Origin of the sequence: Cryobacterium lyxosi, from assembly GCF_004403345.1 — a bacterium.
Lineage (GTDB): Bacteria > Actinomycetota > Actinomycetes > Actinomycetales > Microbacteriaceae > Cryobacterium > Cryobacterium lyxosi.
This window is the reverse complement of sequence record NZ_SOGT01000011.1, coordinates 143284-156913: the sequence shown is the minus strand read 5'-3', so window position 1 is coordinate 156913 and position 13630 is coordinate 143284. Positions and strand designations below refer to the sequence as shown.

The 13630-nt window shown below is 63.9% G+C and carries 12 protein-coding genes; 3 read left to right on the top strand and 9 right to left on the bottom strand.

The genetic code is table 11. The features are described 5' to 3' along the window. From E3T27_RS08810 to E3T27_RS08775, 8 genes are all read right to left on the bottom strand, one after another. The gene (locus E3T27_RS08810; protein WP_134572280.1) at positions 1 to 879 is read right to left on the bottom strand and encodes a shikimate dehydrogenase; all 879 of its coding nucleotides are present in this window, start codon (positions 877 to 879) and stop codon (positions 1 to 3) included. After that, entirely contained in the window at positions 872 to 2224 is a 1353-nt protein-coding gene (mltG, locus tag E3T27_RS08805; protein ID WP_241992185.1) for an endolytic transglycosylase MltG, read from the bottom strand. Before mltG ends, E3T27_RS08810 begins: the two co-directional genes overlap by 8 nt. 2 nt (positions 2225 to 2226) lie before the next feature. Next, complete coding sequence (gene ruvX, locus E3T27_RS08800; RefSeq protein WP_104197929.1) at positions 2227 to 2697, bottom strand: Holliday junction resolvase RuvX; 471 nt, start codon at positions 2695 to 2697, stop codon at positions 2227 to 2229. A 2-nt stretch (positions 2698 to 2699) separates the two neighbouring features. Next, positions 2700 to 5354: an alanine--tRNA ligase gene (gene alaS, locus E3T27_RS08795; protein WP_104197928.1), complete on the bottom strand. Its 2655-nt coding sequence runs from the start codon at positions 5352 to 5354 to the stop codon at positions 2700 to 2702. Between the two features lie 69 nt (positions 5355 to 5423). Beyond that, on the bottom strand, positions 5424 to 5633 hold the full coding sequence (locus E3T27_RS08790; RefSeq protein WP_104197927.1) for a hypothetical protein: 210 nt from the start codon (positions 5631 to 5633) through the stop codon (positions 5424 to 5426). Between the two features lie 83 nt (positions 5634 to 5716). Then, positions 5717 to 6088 (bottom strand): DUF948 domain-containing protein, encoded by a 372-nt coding sequence (locus E3T27_RS08785; RefSeq protein WP_104198105.1) that lies wholly within the window; start codon positions 6086 to 6088, stop codon positions 5717 to 5719. A gap of 129 nt (positions 6089 to 6217) precedes the next feature. Further along, positions 6218 to 6847, bottom strand: coding sequence for a 30S ribosomal protein S4 (gene rpsD, locus E3T27_RS08780; protein ID WP_092107727.1), 630 nt, complete (start codon positions 6845 to 6847; stop codon positions 6218 to 6220). A gap of 198 nt (positions 6848 to 7045) precedes the next feature. Next, the gene (locus tag E3T27_RS08775; protein WP_134572279.1) at positions 7046 to 8386 is read right to left on the bottom strand and encodes a replication-associated recombination protein A; all 1341 of its coding nucleotides are present in this window, start codon (positions 8384 to 8386) and stop codon (positions 7046 to 7048) included. Between the two features lie 107 nt (positions 8387 to 8493). Between E3T27_RS08775 and E3T27_RS08770 the strand changes: the two genes are divergently transcribed. From E3T27_RS08770 to E3T27_RS08760, 3 genes are all read left to right on the top strand, one after another. Then, positions 8494 to 9306 carry a peptidylprolyl isomerase gene (locus E3T27_RS08770; protein WP_241992184.1) on the top strand — a complete coding sequence of 271 codons (813 nt, stop codon included), beginning with the start codon at positions 8494 to 8496 and terminating at the stop codon, positions 9304 to 9306. Between the two features lie 110 nt (positions 9307 to 9416). Further along, complete coding sequence (locus E3T27_RS08765) at positions 9417 to 10649, top strand: DUF349 domain-containing protein (protein ID WP_134572277.1); 1233 nt, start codon at positions 9417 to 9419, stop codon at positions 10647 to 10649. A gap of 115 nt (positions 10650 to 10764) precedes the next feature. Beyond that, a complete protein-coding gene (locus E3T27_RS08760; protein WP_134572276.1) occupies positions 10765 to 11373 on the top strand; it encodes a type IV toxin-antitoxin system AbiEi family antitoxin in 609 nt (202 codons plus the stop codon). On the opposite strand, the gene E3T27_RS08755 is transcribed toward E3T27_RS08760, so the two are convergent. Beyond that, the gene (locus E3T27_RS08755; RefSeq protein ID WP_104197922.1) at positions 11370 to 13625 is read right to left on the bottom strand and encodes a RelA/SpoT family protein; all 2256 of its coding nucleotides are present in this window, start codon (positions 13623 to 13625) and stop codon (positions 11370 to 11372) included. The two genes, E3T27_RS08760 and E3T27_RS08755, sit on opposite strands and share 4 nt — an antisense overlap. Positions 13626 to 13630 lie beyond the last annotated feature (5 nt).

Genomic DNA, 13630 nt, shown 5'->3' with positions numbered 1-13630 from the left:
CTATCTTTCCACAGCATCGTCGAAGCCAGTGTCACGGGTGAGCGCACCGCGCATGGCCGCGAGCACGGACGGCTCGTCGGACAATGGTTCAAACGGGTCAGCGGTAACGAAGACCCGCACTTGGATGAGTGCCTGATGCAGCAGCATTCCGAGTCCGTTCACCACCGTGCCCCCCGCCGCCTGCCACGACGTGGCGACCCCACTCGGCCACGGTGAGTACGCGACGTCGAACAAGACGGCACGTTCGCGCAGTTCCAGCGGGAGCAGCGACGGCAGCACGGTTCCTCCCGGCAGTGTGCTGATCACGACATCGCTATCGACCCGGCTCACCCCGCTGAAATCCTGCAGGTCAACGACCACGCCCAACGTTCGGCCGAGCTCGACCAGTGGCTGCGCCTTTCGTGCGTCCCGCATGAGCACCGTGACGAACTCGGCGCCGAGTTCTGCTGCCGCCATCAAAGCGGATGACGCCGTCGCGCCCGCCCCGAGCAGAGTCACGTGCGTCGCCTGGGTGACGCCACTTTCGGCGAGGGCGCGCACCAGACCCGCAACATCCGTGTTGAAGCCGCTCAGTGTGCCGCGCCCCTTGACCCGGCGCAGCAGCACCGTGTTGACCGAACCGGTCAGCTGGGCAACCCGGTCGCAGTCGTCGATGAACGGCAGAACCTCCTGCTTGAGCGGCATCGTGAGTGACAAACCTCGCCATTCTGGCTCGAGCTTGCTCAGGAACATGGCGAGGGATCCTGATTTGACCTCGACGGCATCGTAGGACCAGTCGAGTCCCAGCTGCCGGTAGGCGGCTCGGTGCACCAGCGGCGAACGAGAATGCTTGATCGGCGAGCCGAGCACCGCAAGCCGATTCGCGGTGAGGCTATCCATATTCGGGGTGCTCCCTCATCCAGTTCTGCCAGACGACGACTGCGGCGTCGTGTTCTGCCACGGTCGTGGAGAAGACCGTCTCGCCGGTATCGAGGTTGACGGTCACGAAGAACAGCCACGGGCCGTCCAGCGGGTTCAGGGCGGCGTCAATAGCCAGGTCACCCGGGTTCGAGATGGGGCCGACGACCATGCCGGGGTGCACGTAGGTGTTGTACGCGTTGCCGGCATCGCCGCGTTCGGCATCGGTCGTGGTCACGAGGTGGGTGTTTCCCGTACCGTAAGCGACGGTCGCATCGGACTGCAGCAAACCGCTCTGCCACCGCGCTGGCTCCAGCCTGTTCAGAAAGACCCGGGATACCTTGTAGTAATCGGCGGCGAGACCAGCTTCTCGCTGAATGAGTGAGGCGAACACGACTGTCGACCAGCGGTCGGTAACAGCGACCCCCGCCGAGTCGAGGGCCTCGAACTGCCGATCGACCATAGCCTGCAGGACGACCTGGGCGGTGTCCCCCGGTGAGAACGTGTAGGTGGCAGGAAAGAGAAAACCTTCGAGCGTGGTCGCTTCGGGCGGTAAACCAAACGAGCCCACGTTGGCCGCAGCAGCTTGCACATCGGTGAGAGGAATGTCAGTGCCCTCGGATATCGACTGCAACACGTCGACGGCCGCGGTTCCCTCCGGAACGACGACGGTCTGGCGTAGTCGCGTACCGTCAACGAGCAGCGCATCCAGGGCTGTGCTCGCGACCATTTTAGTCTTCAGCTGGTAGGCACCGGGCTGGAACACCGGCTCCGGGGTAGCCTCCAAGAGAAGCGCGTAAAACGCATCGAAGCTCTTCACTACGCCCCGGTCGACCAGGGTGGTGGCGATGTCCGAGCCGCCGTCACCACCGTGAATCATAACGACCACGTCTTCACCGGAGGCCGCTTCCTCGGTCGTGAAATCGGCGGGGCCCTGTGTGGCCGCGATGATTTGCGAGATGGGACCTTGGAGAAAGAAGTAGGCCCCGGCCACGAGCGCAGCCAGCACTGCAATGACGATGAGGCAGCCCCAGGCACCCTTACGGCTGCGTTTTTCTCGCGGCGGTTCGTCGGCCAGCAGTGAGCGCCGGTTTGCACGGCCGTGGCCGGAGCCGACGCTCTCGAGCGTTGTCCGAAAGTCGGTGGCGTCGGTAGGGGGCACGGCTGCTTCGCTGGCCAATCGAGGCAACAGCGGTCCGTCTCCGGCGACGGTGACAGGAGGCGGTACGGCCTGGCTCTCTCCCGCGGCCGCTTGTTCCGCTGCGGCCTGCTGCGCGCGCAACTGCCGACGGCTCGGCAACGGCTCTTCCGGGGTGGAACTCGACACGGTTACGGCCTCTCTGTCGGTTCGACGGGCGACCCTGGCGGCCGCCCTGAGGCACGCTCACTGTCGAGCGCGTGTTGCAGAATGATAGTCGCGGCCACCTGATCAATCACTGGCCGGTGCGTTTTCGTGGACCGACCGGACGCCCGCAACGCCGACTGCGCAGACACGGTCGAGAGCCGTTCATCGACCAAGCGCACCGGCACGTCGAGAATTCGGTTGAGCCGCGCTGCGAAATCGATCGCGTCGTCGGTCGACGCGGTCACGTTTCCCGACAAAGCCAGGGGCAAACCGACGATGACCTCGACCGCGTCAAGCTCGAGCACCACAGCTCGAATGCGCACGAGGTCGGTCAGCCCGGCCAGGTCGCGGGCAACGGTTTCGACCGGTGTAGCAAGCATCCCGTGGTTGTCACTGCGGGAGACGCCAATGCGCACCTTGCCGACGTCGACGCCGACACGCACCCCTGACCGCATCGTTAGCGGCTGATCGCTGCTACGACGGCCTGCAGCGCGGCCGGGATGGCGTCGCCGTTGGGGCCGCCCCCCTGCGCGACGTCGTCCTTGCCGCCACCGCCTCCGCCGAGAATTCCCGCAACGGTCTTGGCGAGGCTTCCGGCCTTGTGACCGGCAGCTCGCGCGCCCGTGTTGGTGGCGACGATCACGACAGGCTTGCCCGCGGCAATGGCGGAGAGCGCCACAACCACCGCGTCGGTGCCGAGGCGATCTCGGGTCGCCAGAGCCAGCACGCGCAGGTCGTCGGGCGAACCGAGCACGCCGAGGTCTTCGGCGACAACGGTCACGGCGCCGACCCGGCGCGCCGTTGACAGCAGAGCGGGAACACGGTCGGTCAGGGCCCGGGCCTCGAAGGCGGCGATCTTCTTCTCCGCCGCCCTGAGGCTCGTCACGAGGTCGCTGATGCGTTCTGGCAGCTGTTCGCGCGGCGTTTTCAGGCTCGACGTGAGCTGCGAGACGAGGGCCCGTTCAGCGGCGAGATCGCGGAAGGCTTCAAGGCCGACCAGAGACTCGACGCGGCGGTTGGTCGATCCGACCGAGGCTTCACTGATGAGGTTGATCATGCCGATCTCAGCGCTGCTGGACACGTGCGTTCCGGCGCAGAGTTCACGCGACCAGGGGCCGCCAATGTCGACGACGCGCACGACATCGCCGTACTTCTCGCCGAACAGCGCCATAGCGCCAAGCGCCTTCGCTTCAGCGAGAGGCAGCTCCCGCGTGGTGACTGGCAGGTTGTCACGAATGGCGTTGTTGGAGATCTCTTCGATCTCGGTGCGGGTCGCCGGCGATAGTGCCTGGTTCCAGGAGAAGTCGAGTCGGAAGAACCCAGCCTTGTTGTAGGAGCCGGACTGATGGGCGTTGGGGCCGAGAACCTGCCGTAACGCGGCGTGCAGCACGTGCGTTCCGGAGTGCGCCTGGCGGGCACCGCGGCGCCAACTTTCGTCGACGACGCTCGTGGCGCGCTCTCCCACACCTACCTCGCCGGAGAGCACGAGTACTTTGTGGCTGATGAGGCCCCTGACCGGCTTCTGCACGTCGAGCACTTTGAGCTCGTAACCGGCACCGACGATGAGGCCGGCGTCTGCCTCTTGCCCACCGGATTCGGCCCAGAGCGCGGTCTCGGCGAGGATAACTTCGGCTGTTTGACCGGCAACCGCGCCCGTGACGGACTCGCCGTCGACGATGAGGCCCAGCACGGTTGACTCGTTCCGCAGGTTGTCATACCCGGTGAAGACGGTCTCACCAAGGGCTCGGAACGGGCTGTAGACGCCGAGGTCGGCGAGGGTCGTCTTCTTGGATTTCGCGTCGGCCTTAGCCAGGCTGCGCTGCTTGGTCATGAGCACGTCGAAGGCGTCACGGTTGACGCTCAGGCCGGCTTCTTCGGCAATCTCGAGGGTGATCTCGATGGGAAACCCGTAGGTATCGTGCAACAGGAAGGCCGTCGGGCCGGCCAGTTCGGTCTTGTTGGCCTTTTTCGTCTTCGCCACGGCAAGGTCGAGCACGGTGCTGCCGCTCGCGAGGGTGCGCAGGAAGGTTTCTTCCTCGGCGAACGCTGCCTGACTGATACGTCCGAAGTCGCTCTTGACCTCGGGGTAGGCGGCGCTCATGGCGTCACGCGAGGCGGGCAGCAATTCGGGAAGGCTGACGGTGTCGACGCCGAGCAGGCGCATGGCGCGCACGCTACGGCGCAGGAGGCGGCGCAGGATATAGCCGCGACCTTCGTTGGACGGCATGACGCCATCGCTCATGAGCATGAGGGAGGAGCGCACATGGTCGGCGACGATGCGCATGCGCACGTCATCGTCGTGGTCGGCGCCGTAGCGGCGGCCAGCGAGTGCGGCGGCACGGTCGAGGACCGGACGCACCTGGTCGATTTCGTACATGTTCTCGACGCCCTGCTTGAGGAAGGCGACGCGTTCGAGGCCCATGCCGGTGTCGATGTTCTTCTTGGGCAGGTCGCCAAGAATTTGAAAGTCGTTTTTACCGGTACTTTCGCCGCGCAGGTACTGCATGAAGACGAGGTTCCAGATCTCGACGTAACGGTCATCGTCCGTGGCCGGGCCGCCATCGGCTCCATACGCTGGGCCGCGATCGACGAAGATCTCTGAGCAGGGGCCAGCCGGGCCGGGCTGGCCGGTAGACCAGTAGTTGGATTCCATGCCGAGGCGCTGAATGCGGTTGTCCGGCACGCCGATGGCACGCCAGTAACGGTAGGCCTCGTCGTCATCGAGGTAGATGGTGACCCACAGTTCGCTTTCGCGAAAGCCGTAGCCGCCCTGGTTCTCCGGGGTGGTGAGCAGCTCCCAGGCGAAGCCGATGGCTTCTTCCTTGAAGTAGTCACCGAAGCTGAAGTTGCCGTTCATCTGAAAGAAGGTGCCGTGCCGGGGTGTTTTACCGACCTCTTCGATGTCGTTAGTGCGAATGCACTTCTGCACGCTCGTGGCGCGCGGATATGGCGCTGGAACGAGCCCGGTGAGGTATGGCACGAACGGCACCATGCCGGCCACGGTGAAAAGAAGGGTGGGATCGTCGCTCACCAATGACGCGGACGGCACAACGGTGTGTCCACGATCGGCGAAGAAGTCGAGCCAGCGCCCGCGAATGTCAGCAGTCTGCATGGTGTCCGTAGCTTTGATGGTGCGTGAGTGTGGTGATGCGAAAGACTGTGGTTCTGTGTGACCGGACGCCTACGGCGCGGTGGGCGTCGGCGCGTCGCCGACCGCGGCGTGCAGTTCGGCCTCGCGCTGGCGGTAGCCCTCAGAGATGGCCTCGCCGAACTCGCGGGCCTTGGTGTCGAGTTCGGTGAAGAACTGCTTGCCTTGCTGGGTCTTGTTGACCTCGTGGGCCACCACGAAGCCTGCGGCCACGCCAATGACCAACCAGATGACGTTCTTCATTGCACTTCTCCCTGAATCTGCGCTAGCCGGAGCCATCGATAAGTCGGGCGCGAGAATATCAGCGCCGAGTCCAGAGTAGCCGGTCAACCCCGATCACGCCGAGGCCGCGGCCGCCCGGCGCGAAACGCCGCACGTACGCCGGCAGAGAACCCGGCGAGCTTGATCAGCGGTCCGCCAACCGTCGCGGCGAACAACGCGACGAGCGCGGAAACGTTACCGGTGACATCCGCCACGTTGCTCGTGATGGTGTCCACTCGAGCCAGTTGTTGGTTGGCCCCGCGAATAGCATCGGTCGTTTCGGTCAGCATCGGAGTGATCCCCTCGCTGAGTTCATGGATGGCCGCGGTGGTTTCATCAAACACCCGACCCAATTTGACCAGCGGAATAGCGATGACCGCGACCAGAATCGCGAACACGCCGGCTGCGATAAGACCGGCAATATCTCCACCTGACACGGTGACTCCACTCAGTTCGATCGGCTCCTGCGGAGCGCGGGTATACAAAAAGGCGGATCACCCTGGGGTGATCCGCCCTTCAGCGTACCGTTTCACACAGCCGGGGGCTGCCCTCAATCGGTCAGGTACTTAGCGAGCTGCGTAGTACTCCACGACGAGCTGAACTTCACAGGTCACCGGAATCTCGATGCGCTTCGGAGCGCGCACGAGGCGGGCCTGAAGCTTGTCGAGCTCAACCTCGAGGTACGGCGGGAGCTTGGGGAGCAGGTCGACGTGTCCGCCGGCTGCTGCAACCTGGAAGGGCTCCATGCCCTCGCTGCGAGCCTTGACGTGCATGAGCTGGCCCGGCTTCACGCGGAAGGACGGCCGGTCGACGAGCTCTCCATCAACGAGGATGTGACGGTGCACGATCATCTGACGCGCCTGGGCCGTGGTGCGCGCAATCGCGGAACGAACGAGAAGGGCGTCGAGACGGGTCTCGAGGATCTCCACGAGGTTCTCACCGGTCAGTCCCTGACGACGACGAGCCTGCTCGAAGGCAATTTTGAGCTGGGCTTCGCGGATGCCGTACTGGGCGCGTAAGCGCTGCTTTTCGCGAAGGCGCACGGCGTAGTCCGAATCGGTCTTGCGCTTGGTGCGGCCGTGCTCACCGGGTGCATAGGGGCGCTTCTCGAGGAAGCGGGCTGCCTTCGGCGTGAGGGCAATGCCCAGGGCGCGCGAGAGGCGAGTTTTACTGCGGGTACGTGACTTGGTAGACACGGTTTCCTTTCGATCGGACTCAATAACAGGGATACCAGGGCGAGTGTGGACGTAACCGACACAGGTCATGGGAGATCAGAGGATTGGGTGCCACGGGACGTTCGGCTACAGAACGAATCCCCTCCAAACTGGAAACGGACGCAGCCGCATGCCGAAACCAGTTGTAGGCAGACATAAGGCTAGCACACGGGGGCACTCTTACTGATTGCGCACTATCCTACGAATTTTGAGCAGGCGCGCGGAAATGTCGCGTTCGTGGCCGTGCTCGGTGGGCTCGTAATAACGCGTGTTTTTCAATTCGGTCGGCGGATACTGTTGGGTGACCACGCCGAGCGCATCATCGTGCGGGTACACGTACCCCTTGCCATGACCGAGTCGTTTGGCACCAGGGTAATGCGCGTCGCGCATGCCCTTGGGCACTCGGCCCATCTTGCCGGCCCGCACGTCGGCGATCGCCGCGTCGAGCGCCATGTAGGCGGCATTGGACTTGGGGGCCGTTGCGAGGTGCACGACGGCCTGAGCCAGCGGTATACGGCCCTCAGGCATGCCGATCAGTTGCACGGCGTCGGCGGCGGCTACAGCGATCAGGAGCGATTGCGGGTCCGCCATACCGATGTCCTCCGAGGCGAGAACGATAATGCGCCGGCAAATGTAGCGCGGGTCTTCGCCGGCCTCGATCATGCGCGCCAGGTAGTGCAGCGCAGCGTCGACGTCGCTGCCGCGCACCGATTTTATGAACGCGCTGATCACGTCGTAGTGCTCGTCACCGTTGCGGTCGTAGCGCAGTAAGGCACGATCAACGGCGAGGGCGACAACATCGGTCGTGATGACGGGCTTGCCGGTAGCTCCCGCTTCGAGCGTCGATTCGGCCGAAACGGATGCTGCCTCCAGCGCGGTCAGTGCCCGCCGCGCATCACCGGAGGCGAGTCGGATGATCGCGCCTCGGGCTTCGGGTTCGAGTTCGAACCGGTCGGCCAGGCCGCGCGCATCGGTGACGGCACGATCGACGACGATGCCGAGGTCGTCGTCGCTGAGAACTTCGAGGGTGAGCAACAGGGACCGAGACAGTAAGGGGGAGATGATCGAAAACGACGGGTTTTCGGTCGTCGCGGCGACCAGGATGACGACGCCGTTCTCGACCCCGGGCAGCAGGGTGTCTTGTTGGGCCTTGGAGAAGCGGTGGATCTCGTCGAGAAACAGCACCGTCGCGAGGCCGTACAAATCGCGATTGGTACGGGCATCTTCCATCACTTGCCGCACGTCACGTACGCCGGCCGTCACGGCGGACAGCTCGACGAATCGTCGCCCTGAGCTGTGCGCGATAGCTTGCGCGAGCGTGGTTTTTCCGGTACCGGGCGGTCCCCACAAGATGACCGACACGCTGCCGCGCTCCCCGGTCTTGTCGCTCGCGAGACTCACTAATGGCGAACCCGGCGTCAGCAGGTGGCGCTGGCCGGCGACCTCGTCAAGAGTTTTTGGGCGCATTCGTACGGCGAGGGGGGTCGCACCACTGCGCAGACCCGGTTGAGCATCCGACATTCTTCCAGCGTAGTTTGTGCGTAGAGTTCTACGAGATCGGGAGCACGACGCGTCCGATTGCTTTGTGTTCGGTCGTCGCCAACCCCGACGACCCTGGAGGGGTTCTAGTGGCTTCGAATTACAAGCTCGAGCGTGCGGCACGTGAAGAGCGCGGACGCGTTCGTTCCTACCAAGCCAGACGGGCCGTGCACGAGCACCAGAAGAAGCGTCGTGTGCGCGACAACGTGATCGCCGGGGGCGGTCTGCTCGTGGTGCTGACCCTGATCGTAATCGCTCAGGTCTTCTATTTCGACGGCGGCCCCGGTACCCCTGCGCCCACAGGAGCGGCGACTACCACTCCGACAGCCCCCGGCACAGCAGCGGGTGAGAACAGCGGAGACGTCCCCGCGAGCACCCTCGCCGAAGGCCGCACCTGGACTGGAACCCTCACCCTCAACGATGTCAACCTCGGCATCGAGCTTGACGGTGCGCTCGCACCTCAGGCGGTCTCTTCCACCATCAGCCTCGCCCAGAGCGGTTTCTACACCGGCGTCACGTGCCATCGCCTCACCACGGGTGGGTTCTTCGTGTTGCAATGCGGCGATCCTGACGCCGAAAAAACTGGCGCAGAGGCTACGCACGGCCCGGGTTACAGTTACGGGCCTGTGGAGAACGCCCCGGCCGACGATATCTACCCTGCCGGAACACTCGCGATGGCCCGTCAAGGCGGAAATGAGTACAGCATGGGTAGTCAGTTCTTCGTGGTCTATGACGACACGACCATCCCATCAGACGCGGGCGGTGGCTATACCGTGCTCGGCCACGTCACGAGTGGCCTGGACGAACTCAAGGCCCAGATCACGGATGCCGGAACCGCGGATGGTGCCGGTGACGGTGCCCCGAAGGTGCCAACGACGATCACGGGCATAACAGTTCAGTAGGATCAATCGATCCGCCTGCGCTATTGCAATAGGATTATCAGGGTATTTCCTGGCTCCGCACTCGTCCCTCCCGCGGATCCACACACAACAACTCAGCAAAGGTGAGGCTCTTGACTACGACAGATCAGCAACCATGGGGTCGCGTAGACGAAACCGGCACGGTCTACGTGCGCGAGGCCGACGGTGAACGCGCCGTTGGCCAGTACCCGGATGCCACTCCGGAAGAGGCCCTGGCCTACTTCGAACGCAAGTACGTTGAGCTCAACGGGCAAGTCACCCTGCTCGAACAGCGCGCGAAGGGTGGCGCTCCGGCAGCGGATATCGCCAAATCGGTCGCCAACCTCACCGTCGCCGTTGCCAACGCCAACGCCGTTGGCAATCTCGCCGCACTGGCCGAACGTCTCGGAGCCCTCGGCGGGGCCGTCACTGAGCTCACCGAGCAGCAGAGCATCGAGACCAAGGCCGCGTCCGCTGCCGCCGTCGCTGAGCGGGCCGAGATCGTGACCGAGGCCGAGCGTCTCGCCGCCGAAGATCCGGCGAAGACGCAGTGGAAGCAGACCAGTGCCGCCCTGGACGCCCTGTTCGCCAAATGGCAGGCACACCAGCACGATGCCCCGCGCATTCCCAAGGGGGAAGCCAACGACCTGTGGAAGCGCTTCCGTGCCGCACGCACGACGATCGAGCAAAACCGCAAGGCCTTCTTCGCCGAGCTCGACAGTGCTCACAAAGATGTGCGCACCAAGAAGCAGCACTTGATCGAACAGGCCGAGGCCTTGGCCCCGCAGGGTGCCGATGGCGTCTCGACGTACCGAAACCTGCTCGACGAGTGGAAGAAGGCCGGTCGCAGCGGCAAGAAGCAGGACGACGCTATGTGGGCGAAGTTCAAGGCCGCCGGCGATGTGCTCTACGCGGTCAAGAGCGAGGTCGAAGCCCAGGACAACGAAGAGTTCTCGGCGAACCTCGTGCTCAAGCTTGAACTGCTGACCGAGGCCGAAACCCTGCTCACCACGAGCGACCGCAACGCCGGCCGCGACACGCTCACCGTGATCCAGCGCAAGTGGGATGAAATCGGCAAGGTCCCCCGCGACCAGGTCAAGCCGATCGAGGATCGTCTTCGCAAGGTGGAAGCCGTCGTCCGCAAACTCGATGACGATCACTGGAAGCGCAACAACCCGGAGACGAAGGCCCGCACGGAGGGCCTCGCCGGCCAGCTGAACGACGCGATTGCCAAGCTCGAGGCTGAGCTCGTCGCGGCGCAGAAGGGGCAGAACGCGCGCGCCATCAAGGACGCCACCGAAGCGCTCGAGGCGCGCAAGGCCTGGCTGAAGGCGATCGGCCAGTAGCCAGGGCGGCAGCGGACTCCCCGCGGAGTTATGCACACTCCACGGGGGTCCGCACTTTATCCACAGATGCGGCCCCCCGAGGGATCTGAATGGGTAGGACCGTCACTCTAAGAGCATGACGAACTTACCGGGACGACCGCTCACCATAAACGATCTCCCGCTCACCGAGCTCTACAGCGCCCGCCTCGATGGCCAGGTCTTTCAAGTCGCAGACTCCTGGTGCGTGATCGATGAGATAGACGGATGCGACACCCGGGCTATCGCCGCCAGCCAGTTGGTCCCGCCCCGCGCCATCGCCGAACAACTCACCGCCGCGTGGATCTACGGCCTCGCACCGGAGCCGCGCCGCCACCAGTTCTGCGTGCTGATCAGCGCGCGCACCACCGCCGTGTGGTCTCCCCGGGCACAGGTACGTGAAATCGTGCGTTCTCCCGATGACGTCCGCACCATCTCGGGAGTGCGGGTCACCACGCCACTGCGTACCGCGGTCGACCTCGCCCGCTACACGCCCAGCACCACGTCAGCCGCCGGACTCACCGCCCTGCTGGCTCGCCTCCTGCACTACGGCGAGTACCCCGATGTCTCGGCCGCCATTCGCCTCTGCAAACGCGGCAGCCCCGCTCACAGCACACTCGCCGTGGAGCGATTGGCGGCCGTCCGGGCACCCCTGCAAGCCCTGCGGCTGCAGAGCCCGCAGCGTACTGCAACCATCACCGCAGGTTAGCCGTCGCTGACCCGGTACACGTCATAAACGGCATCGATGCGACGCACCGCGTTCAATACGCGGTCGAGATGAGTCGTGTCACCCATTTCGAACACAAAACGGCTCAGCGCCAGCCGGTCACTCGAGGTGTTGACGGTAGCCGAGAGAATGTTCACGTGGTGCTCTGACAGCACCCGGGTGACGTCGGAGAGGAGCCCGGCACGGTCGAGAGCTTCAATTTGTATATGCACGAGGAACAGGCTCTTGGAGGTGGGTGCCCAATCGACCTCGATCATGCGCTCCGGTTCTTTGAGCAGCGACTGCACATTGTGGCAGGAAGCCTGGTGCACCGAAACGCCGGCGCCACGAGTGACGAACCCGACGATCTTGTCACCGGGCACGGGAGTGCAACAACGCGCGAGTTTGACCAGAATGTCGGGCGCACCGCGCACGAGCACTCCCGAATCTGTATTGCGGGTGGACTGGGTGCGACCCCGTGCGGCGACCGGAAAGTCGTTGTTGTCGTTGTCTTCGATGCTTTGCACCGACGAGACAACCTTTTCGAGCACCGACTGGGTTGAAACGTGACCTTCACCCACAGCGGCATAGAGCGCCGAAACGTCTTCGTACTTGAGCTGGGCCGCGACCTCCGCGAAGGAATCCTGGTTCATCAGCTTCTGCAGGGGCAGGTTCTGCTTGCGCATCGCACGCGCGATGGCGTCGCGACCCTGTTCGATGGCTTCGTCGCGGCGTTCTTTCGTGAACCATTGCCGGATCTTGTTGCGCGCCCGGGGGCTCTTGACGAAGTTCAGCCAATCCTTGCTCGGGCCGGAGTCAGGGTTCTTGGAAGTGAACACCTCGACGACGTCGCCGGTGATCAGTTCGTTCTCCAGCGGCACCAGTCGGCCGTTGACTTTGGCACCCATGGTGCGGTGGCCAACCTCGGTGTGCACCGCATAGGCGAAGTCGACCGGGGTGGCGCCGGAGGGCAGGCCGATGACCCGGCCCTTCGGCGTGAAGACGTAAACCTCCTTGGCGCCGATCTCATAACGCAGGGAGTCGAGGAACTCGCCCGGGTCGGCCGTTTCGGCTTGCCAGTCAGAGATGTGCGCGAGCCACGCCATATCGGTATCGCTCTGGAGACCTGGCCCGCCGGTGCTCTTACCGTTGACCTGTTCCTTGTACATCCAATGCGCGGCAACGCCAAACTCAGCACGCTGGTGCATCTCGGTGGTGCGAATCTGGATTTCCACTGCGCGACCGCTCGGGCCGAGCACGGTCGTGTGCAGGGACTGGTACAGGTTGAACTTCGGGGTGGCGATGTAGTCCTTGAACCGGCCGGGCAGTGGTGTCCATCTGGCGTGGATGGAACCCAGCACGGCGTAGCAGTCCCGCAGAGAGTTCACGAGAACGCGAATACCGACGAGGTCGTAGATCTCATCGAACTCCCGGCCGCGCACGACCATCTTCTGGTAGATCGAGTAATACTGCTTGGGTCGACCGGCAACTTTGCCGCGAATGCGTGCTGATTTGAGGTCGTCGTTGATGGTGTCGATGACCTGCTGAACGAACTCTTCGCGCTGCGGCGTGCGCTGCTTGACCAGACTTTCGATCTCGGCGTACAACTTGGGGTACAGCACCGCAAAAGACAGGTCTTCGAGTTCCCATTTGATGGTCTGGATTCCCAGCCGATGCGCCAGGGGCGCGTAGATCTCCAAGGTCTCTGTTGCTTTTCGCACGGCGGATTCGTTGGGCACGAAGCCCCAGGTACGTGCATTGTGCAGTCGGTCGGCGAGTTTGATGATGAGCACCCGAATGTCTTTGGACATTGCGACGATCATCTTGCGCACGGTCTCAGCCTGGGTCGAATCGCCGTACTTCACCTTGTCGAGCTTGGTGACCCCGTCCACCAGCATCGCGATTTCATCGCCGAAGTCAGCCCGGAGTGCGTCGAGGGTGTACTCGGTGTCTTCCACGGTGTCGTGCAGCAGCGCTGCGGCGATGGTCTTGGTACCGATGCCCAGGTCGGCCAGAATCTGCGCTACCGCAACCGGGTGCGTGATATACGGCTCCCCGCTATGCCGAAACTGCCCGTCGTGTGCTCGCTCGGCAGCGGTATACGCGCGTTCGATGACCGATAGATCAACCTTGGGGTGGTTCGACCGGACCGTCTTGATCAAGCGATCGACGGCACCGGCAGGCTGCGCGCGGGAGAAGATGCGCGGCACAAGTCGGCGCAGCGAGGCCGGGGATGGTGTCGTCGTGTCGGTCATAGTCT